At 71.6% G+C, this 18,621-nt stretch carries 12 protein-coding genes; 3 read left to right on the top strand and 9 right to left on the bottom strand.

Annotated elements, in window-relative coordinates; all coding sequences use genetic code 11:
• Window positions 1–38: 38 nt before the first annotated feature.
• The 3 genes from NOSIN_RS03725 to ppdK all read right to left on the bottom strand — a co-directional run bounded on the left by NOSIN_RS03725 (window position 39) and on the right by ppdK (window position 5,463).
• Window positions 39–1,289, bottom strand: a complete 1,251-nt coding sequence (locus NOSIN_RS03725; protein WP_077689392.1) for a deoxyguanosinetriphosphate triphosphohydrolase — start codon at window positions 1,287–1,289, stop codon at window positions 39–41.
• A 51-nt stretch (window positions 1,290–1,340) separates the two neighbouring features.
• Window positions 1,341–2,429 carry a YdcF family protein gene (locus NOSIN_RS03720; RefSeq protein WP_077689391.1) on the bottom strand — a complete coding sequence of 363 codons (1,089 nt, stop codon included), beginning with the start codon at window positions 2,427–2,429 and terminating at the stop codon, window positions 1,341–1,343.
• Between the two features lie 337 nt (window positions 2,430–2,766).
• Complete coding sequence (ppdK, locus tag NOSIN_RS03715) at window positions 2,767–5,463, bottom strand: pyruvate, phosphate dikinase (protein WP_077689390.1); 2,697 nt, start codon at window positions 5,461–5,463, stop codon at window positions 2,767–2,769.
• A 417-nt stretch (window positions 5,464–5,880) separates the two neighbouring features.
• Here ppdK and trhA point away from each other — a divergent pair, with 417 nt between their 5' ends.
• The gene (gene trhA / locus NOSIN_RS03710) at window positions 5,881–6,663 is read left to right on the top strand and encodes a PAQR family membrane homeostasis protein TrhA (RefSeq protein WP_077689389.1); all 783 of its coding nucleotides are present in this window, start codon (window positions 5,881–5,883) and stop codon (window positions 6,661–6,663) included.
• Between the two features lie 280 nt (window positions 6,664–6,943).
• On the opposite strand, the gene NOSIN_RS03705 is transcribed toward trhA, so the two are convergent.
• The 5 genes from NOSIN_RS03705 to NOSIN_RS03685 all read right to left on the bottom strand — a co-directional run bounded on the left by NOSIN_RS03705 (window position 6,944) and on the right by NOSIN_RS03685 (window position 12,481).
• Entirely contained in the window at window positions 6,944–8,326 is a 1,383-nt protein-coding gene (locus tag NOSIN_RS03705; protein WP_077689388.1) for a permease prefix domain 1-containing protein, read from the bottom strand.
• Window positions 8,326–8,700 carry a PadR family transcriptional regulator gene (locus NOSIN_RS03700; protein ID WP_077689387.1) on the bottom strand — a complete coding sequence of 125 codons (375 nt, stop codon included), beginning with the start codon at window positions 8,698–8,700 and terminating at the stop codon, window positions 8,326–8,328. The genes NOSIN_RS03705 and NOSIN_RS03700 overlap by 1 nt, the downstream gene beginning before the upstream one ends.
• Window positions 8,701–9,071: 371 nt before the next feature.
• Window positions 9,072–10,460 carry a glycine--tRNA ligase gene (locus tag NOSIN_RS03695; RefSeq protein ID WP_171986552.1) on the bottom strand — a complete coding sequence of 463 codons (1,389 nt, stop codon included), beginning with the start codon at window positions 10,458–10,460 and terminating at the stop codon, window positions 9,072–9,074.
• A gap of 182 nt (window positions 10,461–10,642) precedes the next feature.
• On the bottom strand, window positions 10,643–10,939 hold the full coding sequence (locus tag NOSIN_RS03690) for an antibiotic biosynthesis monooxygenase family protein (RefSeq protein WP_170293616.1): 297 nt from the start codon (window positions 10,937–10,939) through the stop codon (window positions 10,643–10,645).
• Window positions 10,940–10,963: 24 nt separating this feature from the next.
• On the bottom strand, window positions 10,964–12,481 hold the full coding sequence (locus NOSIN_RS03685) for a purine-cytosine permease family protein (protein ID WP_077689384.1): 1,518 nt from the start codon (window positions 12,479–12,481) through the stop codon (window positions 10,964–10,966).
• 75 nt (window positions 12,482–12,556) lie between these two features.
• On the opposite strand from NOSIN_RS03685, the gene NOSIN_RS03680 reads away from it, so the two are divergent.
• Together NOSIN_RS03680 and NOSIN_RS03675 are read left to right on the top strand one after the other, a co-directional pair.
• Window positions 12,557–13,294 (top strand): TetR/AcrR family transcriptional regulator, encoded by a 738-nt coding sequence (locus NOSIN_RS03680; protein WP_077689383.1) that lies wholly within the window; start codon window positions 12,557–12,559, stop codon window positions 13,292–13,294.
• Window positions 13,294–14,919, top strand: a complete 1,626-nt coding sequence (locus NOSIN_RS03675) for an amidohydrolase (RefSeq protein ID WP_077689382.1) — start codon at window positions 13,294–13,296, stop codon at window positions 14,917–14,919. The genes NOSIN_RS03680 and NOSIN_RS03675 overlap by 1 nt, the downstream gene beginning before the upstream one ends.
• 69 nt (window positions 14,920–14,988) lie before the next feature.
• Here the strand turns inward: NOSIN_RS03675 and NOSIN_RS03670 are convergent, their stop codons facing one another.
• A complete protein-coding gene (locus tag NOSIN_RS03670) occupies window positions 14,989–18,597 on the bottom strand; it encodes a CDP-glycerol glycerophosphotransferase family protein (protein ID WP_077689381.1) in 3,609 nt (1,202 codons plus the stop codon).
• Between the last annotated feature and the right edge of the window lie 24 nt (window positions 18,598–18,621).

The raw sequence follows: 18,621 nt of genomic DNA, 5'->3' as shown, positions 1-18,621 counted from the left end.
GTCAACCCCTTTCCCCAAATCGGGAGGGGGTTGCCCCCTCAGCCCACCAGGCGTGCGTGCAGGGAGGTCGCGGAGGTGTCGGTGAGCGAGGCTACCTGGTCGACCACCACGCGCAGCGCGGCGGCGTCGTCCCCGGCCTCGGCGAAGGAGGCGCGGAACTGCGGGTCCAGGCCCTCGGGCGCGTTCTTCCAGAGGGCCTCGACCAGTTCGCTGATCAGGCGGCGCTCCTCGGCCTGGTAGACCAGGGCCTCCTCGCGCGAGAGCACGAAGTGGGCGGAGACCGCCTTGAGCAGGGCGCACTCCAGCAGGGGGCGGCGGGGCACGATGAGGTCGGCGCCGTAGCGGGTGAGCCGCCCGGGGCCGTAGGCGGCGAGGGTGGCCTCCTCCGCGGCCCGGCAGAAGCGGCCGATGAGTTCGCTGGTGAGGTTCTTGAGGGCGGCGAGGGAGGGCAGGTCCCCGGTGAACGCGCGGGGCCAGACGGGGTCGGCGACCAGGTCGGTGAACACCTCGTCGAGCTCGGCGGCCTCGGCGTCGCAGTAGTGGGCGGCGGCGATCCGGACGATCTCGGCGCGCTCGGCGGCGCCGTGCAGGGCGGACGGGTCCACCAGCCCGGCGTGCAGGGCGTCCTCGACGTCGTGGACGGAGTAGGCGACGTCGTCGGCCCAGTCCATGACCTGGGCCTCGAAGCAGGTGCGGCCCTCGGGCGCGCCCCGGCGCAGCCAGGTGAACACCCCGGTGTCGTCGGGGTAGCAGTTGAACTTGTGGGTGTCGCCGCCCTCGCCCCTGAGCCAGGGGTACTTGACGGTCGCGTCGAGGGTGGCGCGGGTGAGGTTGAGCCCCGCGCTGCGCCCGTCGGGTTCGATGACCTTGCCCTCCAGCCGCACGAGCAGGCGCAGGCTCTGGGCGTTGCCCTCGAAGCCGCCGCAGTCGGCGGCGGCCTCGTCCAGCGCGCGCTCGCCGTTGTGGCCGAAGGGCGGGTGGCCGAGGTCGTGGGAGAGGCAGGCCGCCTCCACCAGGTCGGGGTCGCAGCCCAGGGCCTGGCCGAGTTCACGGCCGATCTGGGCGCACTCCAGGGAGTGGGTGAGGCGGGTGCGCGGGAAGTCGCTCACGCCGGGCTGGACCACCTGGGTCTTGGCCGCCAGGCGGCGCAGGGCGGCGCTGTGCAGGATCCGGGCGCGGTCGCGCTCGAAGGGGTCGCGGGCCCGGTTCTTGCGTTCCTCGCGCGCCCGGCGCTCGGTGTCCCGGTGCGTGTAGCCGGGTGCTCCGCCCTCGCGGGGATTGTTCCTCATTGCTGGCGACCCTACTTCCCAGCGGCGACAGAACCGCGCCGCCCGTACTGGTCAGGCGGCGTTGACCTGGAGGTCGCTGCTGTCCTTGAAGATCCAGTAGTACCAGAGCGCGGCCGTCTCCCTGGAGATGTACCACAGCTGGGTACTGCGCTCGATGACCGCGGGACCCGAGCGCGAGGGGGAGGTGCCCGCGTCGATGCCGTAGTCGGCCGCCATCTGCGCCGACCGCAGGCTGTGCCAGGGGTCGGAGACCAGGATGGCGGTGTCCCAGGAGTGCTCCTCGAAGACCTCCGAGACGGCGTCGATGCTCTGGAGCGTGTCGCGCCCCTCCTCCACGGCGATGATCTGGTCGCCGGGGACGCCCACCTCGATCAGCCAGTTCCTCCCCGAGGCCGCCTCGGTGAAGTTGTCGTCGGGCAGCTTGCCCCCGACGGTGACGATGACGGGTGCGACGCCCTCCAGGTAGAGGACCTGGGCATGCCGCAGCCGTGCCTCGTAGACGGGTGAGGGCACACCGTTGTACTGGCTGGCACCGAGCACGACGATGGCGTCGGAGGGGACGCGGTCGTCCTGCCGGGCGGTGTACCAGACCCAGCCCCAGGTGCCGAACGGCAGGGCCAGCGCGATGAGCAGCAGGAGGGTGACCAGCCAGCGCAGACGGAAACGGCGCCTCCCGCGGCGGGGCCCCCGGGACTCTCGGGGCTCTCGGGGTCGGCGGGACGGTGGTTCGGGCCGTGCGTCGAGGGGTTCGGGCTCCGGGGCGGGCGGGAGGTCCTCCTCGGGAGGGTCCGGCGCCGTGGGGCGAAGGGCCTGGCCCCGGCCGGGGGGCCGGCCCCGGACGAAGCGCCGGGTGAAGGCGGCGCCCCCGGGTGCGCCCTGGGCGTCGGCGGCCCGGGTGGACTCACCGGTCCGGGCCGTACCGGTCGGCACGGGCTCCGGGGGCTCCCCGCGCCGGAACGGCCGGGTGGCCTCGCCGTCGGGGTCGCGGGAGAACTCGCGGGTGTCGTCGGCGGCCCCGGTACCGGAGGCGGGTGTGAGGGTCTCGCGGGAGAAGACCCGGGTGGCCTCGTCGTCGGGAGAGGGCGCGGTGGTGGGATCCTCCCACGGCTCCTCGCCGCGGCCGTCGTTCGCCGTTCGCACCGGCTCACCTCCGCACAAATCTTCGATCGGGGATGTGTACCCCCGCTGGGACGGCCTCCGCCCGCCTCTGGTTCGCGGCGGTCCCGGCCGGGAGGCCGTGGCGGAGGTGGTGTCGGCGCGCCTCCGCTGCCGTGTGTGGGGTGTCCGGCGGGAAACGGAGGCCCTTCTGGCGGTCAGAATACATCACGAACAGGTCACGACCATGGCGCGCTACGGTCGCCGACCGGGATGAGTCTAGAGCTTTTCCGGTGTGGTCCCGCCCCGTGTACCGGATCCCTGTACGAACACCGGACGCGGTGGCCGGGAGCCACCGCGTCCGGACCGTGCCCGGGCCCCGTCAGTGCGCCGTGCGGCCTGCGGCGCGACCCGCCTCCAGGCGGGCGACGGGTACCCGGAAGGGCGAGCAGGACACGTAGTCCAGGCCCACCTGGTGGAAGAAGTGCACCGACGCGGGGTCGCCCCCGTGCTCGCCGCACACCCCGAGCTTGATGTCCGGGCGGGCGGCCCGCCCCTCCTCCACGGCGATGCTGACGAGACGGCCGACCCCGTCCACGTCCAGGGACTCGAAGGGCGACACACCGAACACGCCCTTCTCCAGGTAGGCGGAGAAGAAGGAGGCCTCCACGTCGTCGCGGGAGAACCCCCAGACCGTCTGGGTGAGGTCGTTGGTGCCGAAGGAGAAGAACTCGGCGTTCTCGGCGATCTGTCCGGCGGTCAGGGCGGCGCGGGGCAGCTCGATCATCGTGCCGATGGCGAGGTCGAGCTCGACGCCGTGCTCCTGCTCCACCTCGCGCAGTACGCGCAGCGCGTCCTCGCGGATGATCTCCAGCTCCTGCACGGTGCCCACCAGCGGGATCATGATCTCGGGGCAGGGGCGGCCGCCCGCGGCGATCCGGTCCACGGCGGCCTGGGCGATGGCGCGCACCTGCATGGTGAACAGGCCGGGCACGACCAGGCCCAGGCGGACGCCGCGCAGGCCCAGCATCGGGTTCTGCTCGTGCAGCTTATGCACGGCCTGGAGCACCCGCAGGTCGTTCTCGTGGCTCTCGCCGCGCGCCTCGGCCACGGCCACGCGCACCGACAGCTCGGTGATGTCGGGCAGGAACTCGTGCAGCGGCGGGTCGAGCAGGCGCACGGTCACCGGCAGGCCGTCCATGGCCTCCAGGATGCCGCCGAAGTCCTCGCGCTGCAGGGGCAGGAGTGCGTCGAGGGCCTGTGTCTGCTCCTCCTCGGTGTCGGCGAGGATGAGGCGCTCCACCAGTTGGCGGCGATCGCCCAGGAACATGTGCTCGGTCCGGCACAGGCCGATGCCCTGCGCGCCCATGCGGCGGGCGCGGGCGGCGTCCTCGCGGGTGTCGGCGTTGGCGCGCACGCGCATGCGGCGGGCGGCGTCGACGTAGTGCATGAGCCGGTCCACGGCGCGCACGAGGTCGTCCGCCCGGTCGGAGGCCGGGTCGATCTCGCCCTCGAAGTAGCGCACGACGGGCGAGTCCACCACGGGCACCTCGCCGAGGTAGACCTCGCCGCTGGCGCCGTCGATGGAGATGACGTCGCCCTCCTCGACCACCTCGCCGCCGGGCGCGGTCATACGCCGGTTCTTGGTGTCGATGTCCAGCTCCTCGGCGCCGCACACGCAGGTCTTGCCCATGCCCCGGGCGACCACGGCGGCGTGCGAGGTCTTGCCGCCGCGGCTGGTGAGGATGCCCTCGGCGGCGATCATGCCCTCCAGGTCGTCGGGGTTGGTCTCACGGCGGCACAGGATGACCCGCTCGCCGCTGCGCGACCACTTGACGGCGGTGTAGGAGTCGAAGACGGCCTTGCCGACGGCGGCGCCGGGCGAGGCGTTCATGCCGTGGCCGATGCGGTGGACGCCGGTACCCGAGAGGGCCTCCTCGTCGAAGCGCGGGAACATCAGCTGGGCGAGCTGGTCGCCGGTGACGCGCTGGACCGCCTCGTCCAGGGTGATCATGCCCTGGTCGACGAGCTGGTCGGCGATGCGGAAGGCGGCGGCGGCCGTGCGCTTGCCCACCCGGGTCTGGAGCATCCACAGCTTGCCGCGCTCGATCGTGAACTCGATGTCGCACAGGTCGCGGTAGTGGTTCTCCAGGGTGTCCATGACACCCATCAGCTCCCTGTGGCTGCGGGCGTCGATCTTCTCCAGGTCGGCGAGGGGCACGGTGTTGCGGATACCGGCCACCACGTCCTCGCCCTGGGCGTTCTGGAGGTAGTCGCCGTAGACGCCGGGCTGCCCGGAGGCGGGGTCGCGGGTGAAGGCGACACCGGTACCCGAGTCCATGCCGAGGTTGCCGAAGACCATGGAGCAGATGTTGACGGCGGTGCCGAGGTCCGCGGGAATGCGCTCCTGGCGCCGGTACAGGACGGCGCGGGGGGCGTTCCAGGAGTCGAAGACCGCCTTGACGGCGAGGGTCATCTGCTCGCGGGGGTCGCTGGGGAAGGGGGCGCCCGTCTGCTCCAGCACGACCTCCTTGAAGCGGTCGACGAGCCGGCGCAGGTCGGCGGCGTCCAGGTCCAGGTCGCTCTCGACGCCCTTGGCGGCCTTGACCTCCTCGATGGCCTCCTCGAAGAGCTCGCCGTCGATGTCCTGCACGGTCTTGCCGAACATCTGGATGAGGCGCCGGTAGGAGTCCCAGGCGAAGCGCTCGTCGCCGCCCTGGGCGGCCAGGCCGGCGACGGAATCGTCGTTGAGGCCGATGTTGAGGACGGTCTCCATCATGCCGGGCATGGAGAACCTGGCGCCCGAGCGCACGCTGACCAGGAGCGGGTCGTCCGGCTGGCCGAGACGGCGGCCCATGGCCCTCTCCAGCTCCTTGAGGTTCACCTCGATCTCGGCGTCGAGCCCGGCGGGCACACTGCCCTCGGAGAGGTAGTGGCGGCACGCCTCGGTGGTGATCGTGAACCCGGGGGGAACCGGCAGGCCGAGGTTGGTCATCTCGGCGAGGTTGGCCCCCTTGCCGCCGAGAAGGTCCTTCAGGTCCTTGTTTCCCTCGGTGAACTTGTAGACGTACTTGGCCACGGGGGTGCTCCCTCGTTCGTCGTCGACTCAGCGCTGGGTCGGCGCCTGTGCCCGGATGGCGCGACTCTTCCACACTCTGCGACCTCGCCCCCTTATGAACTCCCTGTTTTTGGTGTATGCCCAGTTCAGAGCCATTGAAAAGGTCTATACCAATGGTTCAGCAAAGATGCACGGCGCCTTCCCCGCCGGACCCGGGGCAGGACACCCCGGCGAGCACGAAGTCACTGGTCAAAGAGGTGAGCGCGCTCACAGAAGCACCCGGAATCGGAGAACGCCGCCCCGGGTAGGGAACCGACCAATCCCATGTCACCACCGCCACGGGAAACGCCCTGTGCCACGGAACACAGGGGTACCGGCAGGTAACTTACGGGTCCGTAGGTTAGGCTTCCGGCAGGACCGCAGCGGGGCGGACCCCGGATGGAGGAGTGCAGCGTGTCGGAGGAACAGGCTCGGGGAACCGAAGGCGCGGAAACCGGTCCGACCGACCCGGCGCCCCCCGGGAGGAGCGGTCGGCACGACGGTCGACACAAGGGAGCCGCGGCGGCGGCCGAGGACCTGTTCGAGGCGGTCAAGCCGCGGCTGCGCGGCTGGCTGCACCTGGGAACCGCGCCGCTGGCCCTGGCTGCGGGCATCGTCTTGGTGGTCCTGTCCCCCACCCTGACCGCGATGGTCGCCAGCGCCGTGTACGCGCTCAGCTCGGTACTGCTGTTCGGCACCTCGGCGGTCTACCACGTGGGCCGCTGGTCGACGGGCGCGGAGAAGGTGCTGCGCCGCATGGACCACTCGAACATCTACCTCATCATCGCGGGCACCTACACGCCCTTCGTGCTGCTGGTGCTCGAAGGCACGCTGCGCACCGCCATGCTGCTGCTGATCTGGGGCGGGGCGATCGCCGGGGTCGGCTTCAAACTGCTGTGGCTCAACGCGCCGCGCTGGCTGTCCACCGCCCTGTACCTGGCCATCGGCTGGGTGGCGGTGCTGTTCATCCCGGACCTGGTCGGCAACACCCATCCGGCGACGTGGATCCTCATCCTGGTGGGCGGGGTGCTCTACAGCGTGGGCGCGGTGGTCTACGCGCTCAAGCGGCCCAACCCGGCACCGCGCTGGTTCGGCTTCCACGAGATCTTCCACTCGCTGACCATCGCGGCCTTCGTCTGCCACTATGTCGCGGTCTCCTTCGTGGTCTACACCTCGGGCTGAGACCGGGAACCGCGACCGCGTCTCTCCTTCGTGGCCCACACCCCCGGCCGAGACCGGGAACCGCGACCGTGTCTCTCCTTCGTGGTCTACACCTCGGGCTGAGACCGGGAACCGCGACCGCGTCTCTCCTTCGTGGCCCACACCCCCGGCCGAGACCGGGAACCGCGACCGCGTGCGCCCTCCGTGATCCCCACCCCGGACCGACCCGACTCCCCGCACGGCGAAAGCCGTGGGCGCCCGCCCACGGCTTTCGCGTCTGTCGGGGACGTGGTCGTCCGCGTCAGGCGAAGCCGAACAGCGGCGGGAACACCAGCACGACCAGCCCCGCCCAGACCGCGTAGACCGGAAGGTAGGCCGTCTGCCAACGTTCGATCGCGGCGAACGGACGTGTGCCCCGTACGAAGCCCACCATCAGCCACGCCGACCACACCAGGTGCACCAGCAGCACGAGGTTGAGCCCCAGCGCGGCGGTCTTGTTGGCGGTGAACCCGAACTCGGCGATGCGCGTCAGCATCGCCGTCAGCGCGACGGCGTCCACCGCGAGCGCCGCTCCGACCAGCGCGAGCTGGAGCCAGTCGAAGACGCCCGCCCGGGCCATCGGGTCACGGGCGGAGATCGAGTACAGCAGGAGGAACAGGACCAGCACCAAAATGGCGTCCATGAGGATGAGCAGGTCGCGGTCCACCGTGGTCAGCGGACCGTCCACCAGGAGCGCCACCAGGTCCGCGGCCAGCATCAGGAGTGCCAGCGGCGTGAAGACCCGGGTCAGGACGGGCGCGATGTTCTCCACCACGCTCTTCTTGGCCTCCACCAGCCACGCGGCCACCAGGAGCGCACCGGGCAGGCCGAACGGCAGGAGCCAGTCCTCGAAGAACGGTTCGAGGTCGACGTCGACCAGGGCGAGCACCGCGAAGGTGAGGCCGACGAGGACCACGGACCCCAGCATGATCAGCGCCAGGTATATCACCAGCTCGCCCATGAACCGCACGAAGTCCATGCGCCGCTCGTGGGACCGCCAGTGCCCGCCCGTGTGCAGGACGCCCACGAGCAGCCACAGGAGGACCGGAGCGTGCGTGAACGCGAGTACGGCGGTCATCCCGGGCGACGGGAACGGGCCGGGGGTCGCCTCGAACGGGTAGAGGTTCACCGCCAGGGCCGGTACCGCCGCGACGGCGGCCACCGCCGCGCACGTGCGCCAGGTGACGCGCCGTTTCCAGGCGAACCACCCCGCGAGGAACGGGAGCACCACGAAGGCGACGTTGCGGATCTGCGCGATCTCACCGTCGACCGACGTGAACAGGAGTTTGACCGCCAGGCCCGCGCCGAGCGCGCACGCGAGCACCACACCGAGCTCGCGCCAGCGCGAGAGGCCGCCCGCGCCGTCCTCGGCCTCGGGGACGAGGACCAGCTGTTTCCAGAGCCGGTGGGAGTGCTCGCGCGCGAACTCCCGCGACACCTCGTCCAGGTTGCCCATGCGCTTGACCGCGACGAGGAAGGCCTCCTCGGCGTCGAGGCCGTTCGCCCCCAGGTCGGCTATCCGTTCGCGCAGGTGGTCCTCCATCTCCTCGACGTCCGCCGGAGAGATGGCGCGGCGGCGGCTCACGAAGCCGCGCCACTGATCGATCTGGTCCTCCAGTACGTCCCCTCGTGCGGCGTCGCTCATCAGGCGATCCCTCCCGCCGCGGCGCTCCCGGGGACCGGGGGGTGCGATGTGGCCCACCACACCTGCTTGAGCGCGTCTGCGACGACGCTCCACTGCTTCTGCCGTTCGGCCAGCGTCTCCAGCCCCGCCTCCGTGATCGCGTAGTGCTTGCGGCGGCGGCCCGCGTCGGACGTACCCCAGGACGCCCGGACGTAGCCGTTGCGCTCGAGGCGGTGCAACAGGGGGTAGAGCATCCCGTCCGTCCACTGCATCCGTCCGCCGGAGAGCTCGTTGACGCGTTTGACGATGGCGTAGCCGTAGGACTCGCCCTCGGCCAGGATGCCCAGGACGAGCGGTGTGGCCGACGCCGCGACCAGGTCCTTGTCGATGTGCACGTGTACTTCCCATACCTAGTTCCGCTAGGGGTCATTACCCTAGCAGAGCTATACATCGCGGTGCGAGGTGTCGGGGCAGGCCTCCCCCGCCGTGGCCATGAGGGTGAGCGGCTACGAACCGGACGAGGAATTCGTCGTCACGATTCACTTACGCGGTAGGACAATCCGCATCAAACAGCCAGGTACCGCACAGGCCCTACCACTAGGTTGAGACCCAGGAACCCTCAGCCGTGTGCGGCCGAGGGAGCCGAGGAGGCGGCCGGAGACCCCCATCCCCCCGGGTCCGGCCGTCTCACCTCCTCCGGAACACACGACGGCGCCCGCCGTCCCTGGGGACGGCGGGCGCCGTCGGCACAGCTGCGGCTCGGGTCCTAGCAGCCGGGCAGGCGCTCGAAGAGGTAGGTCTCCACCCGGTCCAGGGACACACGCTCCTGGGACATGGTGTCGCGCTCGCGCACGGTCACCGCGTCGTCCTCCAGGGTGTCGAAGTCCACCGTCACGCAGAACGGGGTACCGATCTCGTCCTGGCGGCGGTAGCGGCGGCCGATCGCGCCGGCGTCGTCGAACTCCACGTTCCAGCGCCTGCGCAGCCGGGCGGCCAGGTCGCGCGCCTTGGGCGACAGGTCGGTGTTGCGCGACAGCGGCAGCACCGCGACCTTGACCGGGGACAGGCGCGGGTCCAGGCGCATGACGGCGCGCTTCTCCAGCTTGCCCTTGGCGTTGGGGGCCTCGTCCACGTTGTAGGCGTCCAGCATGAACGTGAGCACCGCCCGGTCGACACCGGCCGCGGGCTCGATGACGTAGGGGATGTAGCGCTCGTTGTTCTCCTGGTCGAAGTAGGACAGGTCCGCGCCGGAGGCCTCGGAGTGCGTCCTGAGGTCGTAGTCGGTGCGGTTGGCGACGCCCTCCAGCTCACCCCACTCCGAGCCCTGGAAGTTGAAGCGGTACTCGATGTCGACGGTGCGCTTGGAGTAGTGGGACAGCTTCTCCTGCGGGTGCTCGTACAGGCGCAGGTTGTCCTTGGCGATGCCCAGGTCGAGGTACCACTGGTGGCGGGCGTCGATCCAGTACTGGTGCCACTCCTCGTCACTGCCGGGCTTGACGAAGAACTCCATCTCCATCTGCTCGAACTCGCGGGTGCGGAAGATGAAGTTGCCCGGGGTGATCTCGTTGCGGAACGACTTGCCGATCTGGCCGATGCCGAAGGGCACCTTGCGGCGGGCGCTCTGTTCGACGTTCTTGTAGTTGACGAAGATGCCCTGGGCGGTCTCCGGGCGCAGGTAGGCCAGGCCCTTCTCGTCCTGGACGGGGCCCAGGTAGGTGCGCAGCAGGCCGTTGAACATACGCGGCTCGGTGAAGGAGTCCTTGGCGCCGCAGTTGGAGCAGGCGATCGCGGACAGGCCCTCGGCGGGCTCGTGGCCGTGCTTGGCCTCGTAGGCCTCGATGAGGTGGTCCGCGCGGAAGCGCTTGTGGCAGGACTGGCACTCGGTGAGGGGGTCGACGAACGCGTTCACGTGGCCGGAGGCCTCCCAGACCTCACGGGCCAGGATGACACTGGAGTCCAGGCCGACGATCTCCTCGCGCTCCTGCACCATGGCGCGCCACCACTGGCGCTTGACGTTGTTCTTGAGCTCGACGCCGAGGGGGCCGTAGTCCCAGGCGGCGCGCAGACCTCCGTAGATCTCACTGGAGGGGTAGACCAGACCCCGGCGTTTGGCGAGGTTGACCAGTGCGTCCATTGCCTCTGACTTGGCGGCCATGGGTGACTCTCCATCCGGCTGGGTGTCGGTGGATCGCGGTTAGCGATACATCGGTTGTCGTGTGGGCGGTGAACGTGCGCCGAAACCCGGGAGCGGCAACGGCGGACGACCGCGTCCACCCAGGCTAGGGCACACGACAACCGCGAACACACGCTTTTCCCTGCCCACGGGGCCCGGACGGTTCAGGCCGGGGCGCCGCCACCGGCCATGACCTCGAACGCGGTGGGTTCGTCGATGGCGCGTGAGAGCAGCGGCACGGCGTTGACCTTGACGTCGAAGTCGGACAGGGCCCGGCGGTAGAACCCGGCGCCGTCCCACTCGGTGACCACGGTCCACAGGCAGGGGTCGTCGGCGGCGCGGCCCACCCAGTGGCCCCGGAAGCCGGGGCGGCGGGAGAGCACGTCGACCGCGGCGGCGGCGTCGGTCTGGAAGGCCGCGGTGTCGGCCTCGGGCACGGAGTAGCGGGTGATGACGATCACGGGTTCATTGTGGCCCATCCCGGGTCACACGGCGTTCTCGGCGTCGGCCTCCGGAGCCCTCGGAGCTCGGGGGGCTCCCGGATTCACGGAGGTCTTCGGGGCCTCCGGAGCCCTCGTGCCCGGGGCCTTGTACGAGCGCGCCGTGAGGGCGTAGACGACCGCCGCGAGGGTCATCCCGACGGGCAGGGACAGGTCCAGTCCGATCGCGCGGGCGACCGGCCCCGTGTACGGCAGGGTGTCCACGCACAGGGTGGCCGCGGCGGTGCCGGCGACCAGAGCGGCGAACCCCGCCCAGTTGACGCCGGAGGAGTACCAGTACGGCCCCTCCTCGGTCGTGTCGGTGAGGCCCGGGCCGTCGTAGCGGTTGCGGCGCAGCAGGATGTCGGTGGCGTAGATCGCCGTGCTGGGGCCGAGCAGGACGACGGTGAGCTGGAGCATGTTGCTGACCGAGTCGAGGAAGTTCGACACGAACAACGCGTACGTGGTCAGGGCCGCGGCGAGGACCCCGTCGACGATGACGCTGAGGGACCTGCGGATCCTGACGCCCATGGCTTGAAGGGCCAGGCCGGAACTGTAGGCCGACATCGCGTTGATCGCGATCGTGCTCAGGATGAGCACGAACGGGAAGACGGGCACGAACCAGCCGGGCAGGATCGACTCGAGGGCGGCCTGCGGCTCGGCCATGTCGATCGCGGTGGCGGCGAGCGAGCCGAGGAAGGTGACCACGACGCCGGGGAGGAAGCCTCCGAGCGTCGTCCAGCCGGCCACGGCCGCCGGGGAGGTCGTGCGCCTCAGGTAGCGGGAGAAGTCCGCGCTGTTGGTGTACGACAGCGGGCCCGAGGCGATGAGGGTGACGCCGATGAGCAGGGCCGCCCACAGGGCGGTGCCCTCGAGCGGTTCGGCCGGCGTGTAGTCCCACCGTGCGCGCCGCAGCACCTCGAAGCCGATGATCGCGAAGGCCCCGGTGAGGAGCAGGGTGATCGGGAGGTAGAGCTTCACGATCGTGGCGTGGCCGTAGACGCTGATGGCCAGGGTGATGGCGGAGATGACCACGATCACGGCGGCCCGCACACCGGTGTTCGCCTCGACACCCGCCTTCTCGACGAGGGAGAAGCCGGCGACCGCGGCCGCGGCCAGGTTCAGGGCGATGTAGCAGATACAGAGCGCCCAGCCGGTGACGGCGATGTTCACCCGGTTGCCGCGGACGCCGAACATGGCCCGCATGACCACCTCGCTGGGCGTTCCCGACGCGGGGCCGGACACGGCCAGGATCCCCACCAGCACCCAGAACAGGTTTCCCACCACGCACACCAGCAGGGCCTGCCACAGGGAGAGGCCCATGAGGATCAGGACGCCGCCGACGACCAGGCCCAGGTAGTTGACGTTGGCCGCGGCCCAGACCGCGAAGAGCTCCCGCGGTCTCCCCTGCCGTTCGCCGTCGGGGATGTGGTCGATTCCGTGGGCCTCGACCCGGCCGGCCCTGTTGGACGCCGGGGAGGTGTCGGCGGCTCCTCCGCCAGAGGGGGGATGCGTGGATGCCATGGAATCCTCCGGTCCGCTGTGACGGTGCCCACCGCCCGCTTGCTTATTGGTCACACACTCAATAGCATCGTGGACATGTCGTCAAGCGTCCAGAGGAAACGAATCCGCAAGTCACCGGCGGACCGGCGCGCGGAGATCGTCGGCGAGGCCGCCGCCGTCGCCTTGGCCGAGGGGCTCGAATGCATCACCCTGCGCCGGATCGGTGAGCGGCTCGGCGTACGGCCCGGCCTCGTCAGCCACTACTTCCCCGCCGTCGAGGACCTCGTGGCAGAGGCCTTCGGCAGCGCGGCCGCAGGAGAACTCGACACGCTCATTCCGAGGGACAGAAGCGACGGGACGCCCACGCACCACCTCGCGCGGTTCTTCGCGCTCGCGATGGGAGAGCCCTACGACGACATCAGTCGGCTCTGGCTCAACGCCCGCCACCTCAGTCGCTACCGCCCCGTCCTGCGCGGCAGGGTCGAACGCCAGGAGGCCATGTGGCGCGAACGCCTGGAGGGCCTCATCCGCGACGGCGTCGACGGCGGCGCCTTCCGCACCGACGATCCGCGTGTGGCGGCCGTCCGGATCCTGGTGGTCGTCGACGGTCTCGGCGCACACGCCAACACCGACGACGGCGACCGCCCCGAAACGGTCAGGCACATGGCCGTCACCACCGCCGAACGCGAACTCGGCCTGGACGGCGGCGCCCTTCTGCGCCACGCGGCCGCGCTGGAGGACGGCCGAAGCGGCGCCCGGCCCGTCCCCGGCTCCGACGACGGCGCCGGCACCACCGCCGACCGACCCCGACGAACCGACCACGAGGAGCCGTAGTGCCCACCAGCCTCGTCCTGCTGTCCGCCCGCCTGCTCGACCCGGTCACCGGAGGGCCGCTGCCGGACACCGCCCTGGCCGTCTCCGAGGGACGGATCTCCGCGCTGGGCGACGACCGCCGGATCCGCGCGCTCGCCGACTCCTCGACGACGGTGGTCGACCTCGGGGGAGCCGTGGTGACGCCGGGCCTCGTCGACGGCCACCTCCACCCGGTGTCGGGCGCCGAGCTCACCCAGGGCCTGGACCTGTCCGGCCACACCGGCCTCGACGGCGTGCGCGGGGCCCTGGCCCGCGAGGCGCGCTCACTGCCCCCCGGCGCGTGGCTGCACGGCTGGGGCCTGGACCCGAACGTGTTCGGCGACCGACCCGTATCGGCCGACGCCCTCGCTCCGGTGCTCGACGGCGTCCCGGCCCTCCTCCAGCTCTTCGACGCGCACTCGATGATCGCCAGCGCCCGCGCCCTCGAACTCGCGGGCGTCGACGGTCCCCGCCGCTTCGACCAGGCGGCCGAGGTCGTGTGCGACGACCGGGGGCGTCCGACCGGTCTGCTGCTGGAGGACGCGGCCTGCGAGCTCGTCGAGCGCGCGGCCCCCAGGCCCACCGCCGCCAAGCGGCGTGAGCGCCTCGCCACCGCCCTGCGGAGGATGGCCGCGTCCGGGCTCACCGGCGGACACGCCATGGACGCCAACGGCGACAGCCTCTCCCTCTACGCCGAACTCGACGCCGCCGGGGAACTGCCGCTGCGGCTGCGCGTCGCCCCCTGGTGCCAGCCGGACACCGGCTCGGACGGGCTGCGTGCGCTCATCGAGCAGCAGGGGACCGCCGGCCGGCTCTGGCGGACCGAGGGCGTGAAGCTCTTCATGGACGGCACCATCGACAACGGCACCGCGTGGCTGGAGCGACCGGACCGGCACGGGAGGTCCACCCACGCCTTCTGGCCCGATCCCGAGGACTACACGCGCACCGTCGCCGAACTGCACCGGGCCGGTGTCCCCACCGCCACGCACGCCATCGGCGACGCGGCCGTACGGCACGTGCTCGACTCCGTCGAGAAGGCGCGGGCGCAGGGCGGCGGGGGCCTCAGGCACCGCGTCGAGCACATCGAGACCGTGCCCGACGACACCCTGCGCCGTTTCGCGGAGGTGGGGGTCATCGCCTCCATGCAGCCCACCCACTGCTGTGACTACACGCGCGCCGACCACACCGACAACTGGTCCCGCCGCCTCGGCGAGGAGCGGGCCTCCCGCGCCTGGCGCTGCCGCGACCTGTGGGACTCGGGCGCCACCGTCGTCCTGGGCTCCGACTGGCCCATCGCCCCGTACGCCCCGCTGGGGGTCATGGCCGGCGCCCGCCACCGCCGTCCCAGCCGCGACCCGTCCCAGCCCCCGCACGGCCCGGAGCAGGCCCTCACCGCGTTGGAGGCCCTCCAGGCCATGACCGTCAACCCCGCCCACGCGGCGGGCGAGGAGCGGGTCGCCGGACGTATCGGCGTCGGCCGGCGCGCCGACCTCACCGTCTTCGCGGACGACCCGCTCACCACCTCCGACACCGACCTGCCCGGCCTGCCCGTCGTACTGACCGTGCTCGACGGCCGCGTCACCCACCGGGACCCGAACCTGTCGTAGGCCCCGACCCCACGCGCGGACGTTCCGGAGAGGGGTCGTCTCCGGGCGTCCGCGCCGCGGTGCTCCGTGTCAGTCCCGGCCGAAGACCCGGTCGACGACGCGCGCCGCCGCGTGCCCGTCGTCGAGCGGGCAGAACTGCTCGACGAAGGCCCGGTAGGAGGCCTCACTGCGGGCGGCCACCTCGTCGATGTTCAGCAGGGCGTCGACGACCTCGTCGGACTCGGTCAGCAGCGGCCCCGGCGCGGTCTCCTCGAAGTCGAAGTAGAAACCGCGCAGGTTGTCCCGGTAGCTCTCCAGGTCGTAGGTGAAGAAGAGCATCGGGCGGCCGGTGTTGGCGAAGTCGAACATCATCGACGAGTAGTCCGTGACGAGCACGTCGGTGATCAGGAACAGCTCCATGATCTCCGGGTACAGGGACACGTCGTGGACGAAGCCCTCCCCCACGATCGGCACGCTGTCCACCACCCGGGGGTGCCGGCGCACGAGCAGCACGTGGTCCTCGCCGAGCTTGTCGTGCATCCGGCGCAGGTCCAGGTGCAGGTCGAGCTTGTGCTTGCCGCGCGTGTAGTACTTGTCGTCGCGCCAGGTCGGCGCGTACAGCACCACCTTCTTGCCCTCGGGCAGGCCGAGCCGCCTGCGGGTGCGCTCGGCGATCGCGTCCCGGTCCGGTGAGAAGAAGACGTCGTTGCGCGGGTAGCCGGTCTCCAGGATCTCGCCCTCGAAGCGGAAGGCGCGGCGCAGGATCGGGGTCGCCCAGGGGCTCGGTGAGACCAGGTAGTCCCACTGGGCGGTCTCCCAGGCGAGCTTGTCGAAGTAGTCGCGCGACTTGCCGCGGATGTTCTCCACGTCGAAGCCGATCCGCTTGAGCATCGAGCCGTGCCAGGTCTGCACGACCACCTGGTCGGGGCGCCGGTGGAACCACGCGGGCTGGCGGGAGTTGGTGACCAGGTAGCGGCTGCGCGCCAGGGCCTCGTAGTACTCCCGGCCCCGGTGGCGCACCGGGACGAGGTCGTCGGGCAGGCGCACCTGGCCGTCGGCGACCAGCCACGACATCGGGTAGTCCGCCCAGCGCTCCCGCCCGCGCAGCTCCGCGTAGACGCTCTGCGGGCTGTCGGAGTACTGGCGCCCGGTGTAGGTGTCGAAGAGGATCCCCTCGGTGACGGGCTCCCGGCGCTGGGCCGGGTAGTGGTGCTCGCGCAGCGCGCGCTGGGCGAAGGCGCCCCGCTCGGAGGGGCGCAGGTCGCTGCCGACCTGGAGCACGGGGATGCCGCTCCCCTGGTAGGAGAGGACGTAGGCGCGCTCCCTGGTCCGCGTCTCCAGCGGTAGGTCGGGGATGAGCGCGTCGGAGAACTCCACGCCCACGTCCGTCGATCCGCTCTCGGCCGCGGGGTCGCTGACCCGGCCCCACAGCTGGTAGGTACCCGCGGGCAGGGACAGGGTGCCCGACAGGGTGGCGACGTCGGCCGGGGAGAAGCGGGCCGTGAAGCGGTGGCCGGAGCGCTCCACCGCCAGGGAGTGCTCCTCGTCGCGGCCGCGCGCCCTGGCGACCAGGCGCAGCTCGGCGCGGTCGAGGAACTCGCCCTCCAGGACCAGGTCGCGCCCCTGCCAGCGGGCCCGGTCGACCGTGGGGCGGGCGTGCCCGGCGCGCAGCTTCAGGTGGCCGGTCGCCGTGCGCTGCACGGCCAGCTCCCGCCGGATGCCCTCGTCCGCGTAGGCGGCGGTGGCCACCTCGTCGGGCAGGACCAGCGGAACACCCCGCTCCCGCGGGGTGGCCAGGTGGACGTCCCACTCCTCCTGGCGGATCACCCCGCCGCACTCGGTGACGCTGCGGGCGAGGAGCTCCTCGGCGTGCATGCGTACGATGAAGCGGCCGTCGTGGACGAAGACCGGGTACGTGAGCTCGGCGGTGCCGGGGCGCCGCGTCAGGCGCAGCTCGGCGTCCCGGGCGGCGGGCGCGGACACCAGTTCGCCCTCCAGCTCCAGTTCCCTGGTCCGGGTGTCGAAGCGGTGGCCGGTGACGCGGACGCGGGTCGGTTCGACGCTGACCACCAGTTGGCGGTCCCTGTTCCAGTGCGGCCGCACCCACACGTCCTCGGCCACCTGGTGGTAGCCGGGCCGCTCGGGCGGTCCGGGAACGGGGCCGGAGACGAACCTGCGCCGGGTGATCCCCCGGTTGAGGACGACCAGCTCCAGTTTCCAGTCGCCGGGTTCCCAGGAGCCGGAGGTGCGCAGCCTGTTCGGGTCGAGGACGGCGGTGAAGCCGCCGTAGTCGTGGCGGGCGGCGTCGGCGACGTCGGGCAGCCGGTACTCGGCGGCGAGCCGGACGCGCACGGGCACGCGGACCCTGCGGTGGGTGGCGGTGTTGACGGCGAAGGCCACCACGTGCTGCTGCCAGCGCCGGCGGGCGCGCAGGTGGCGGATACCGATCCGGCCGCTGACGTGCAGGCGGCCGCGGCTCCAGTGGATCTCCTCGGTCTTCTGGCGGACCCGGATCTCCTCGTTCAGCCGGTACACCTCGCGTGGCACGGCCCTGGCGGGGTCCTCGGACTCGAAGAAGGGGTAGCGGACGTAGTAGCCCAGACCGCGCCGCACGACGGGGGCCTTCTTGATCTCGACGCTCTTGGCGAAGACCGCGACCTCCAGGACGTCGGAGACGCGCCGCTTGCGCACCAGGTGGTACAGGAGGCGGTCGAGGACGTTGAGGCCGTGCAGGAGCCGCGCGGGCACGTGGTCGAGGTAGCCGTTGAGCAGGTCGACGGCGACCGCACGGGCCTCCTCGTCGGCCTCGTCCAGGCGCAGGAGGATCTGGTGGAGCTCGCCCCGGAGGAGGAGGCGGTCCCACAGGTCGCGGTCGGCCCCGGGCAGGCCGGCGGCGAGCTCGCCCATGGCGGTGATGCGGCGGGTCAGGACGGCCTTGTCCAGGGGGACCGACGCGTCCTCGCGCTTGCGCCTGAGCAGGACGGGTGCGGGCAGGACGTCGGCGGTGCGGGCGGACAGGAGGGCCCGGCGCAGGCCGAGGTCGGCGTCCTCGGGGTCGAGGGAGTGGTCGGCCAGGGACTCCCAGAACCCCCTGCGCCAGAGCTTGTTGCCGAGGGTGCCGTCGGCGACCAGGGCGGGGAGGTCGCGGGGGTCCTCGGCCACGCGGTGCTTGTTGCAGTACTTGCGGTGCGCCTTGGAGGGGGAGGCGCCCAGCTCGTCGAACTTGTACACGTTGCCGGCCACCAGGTCCGAGTGGGTGTCGGCGGCGCTGTGCAGGAGGTAGTCCAGGGAGTAGCTGGTGAGGGCGTCGGATCCCTCCAGGAAGAGCAGATGGGTGCCGCTGGTGGCGGCGGTGGCGCGTGCGCGCGCGGCGGGCCGGTCGGGAGCGGGCCCGCCGGCCAGGAGGGTCACCGTGAGGCCGGGGGGCGGGGACTCGGCGAACGCGGCGGCGACGGCGCGTGCGTCCTCACGCGCGGACTCGACGGCCTCGTCTCCCTGGTCGCCCTCCTCCTGGCCGCCCTCCTCGGCGCGGCCGGCGGCCCCGAGGACCGGGACGAGGACGACTTCGACGGGCGCCGCGGATCCGGGCGCTCGGGCCCCGTCCCGGCCACCGCCGCGTTGGCGGGCCAGGGAGTCGAGGCAGTTCTGCAGGTGTGGCTCCGTGACGTCGAACGTCACGGCAACAGTGGCTTGGGGCACGGAAGCCGACTTCCTCCGAGAGAT

Source organism: Nocardiopsis sinuspersici, assembly GCF_001998325.1.
GTDB classification, from domain to species: domain Bacteria; phylum Actinomycetota; class Actinomycetes; order Streptosporangiales; family Streptosporangiaceae; genus Nocardiopsis; species Nocardiopsis sinuspersici.
This window is presented reverse-complemented; position numbering and strand designations above follow the sequence as displayed.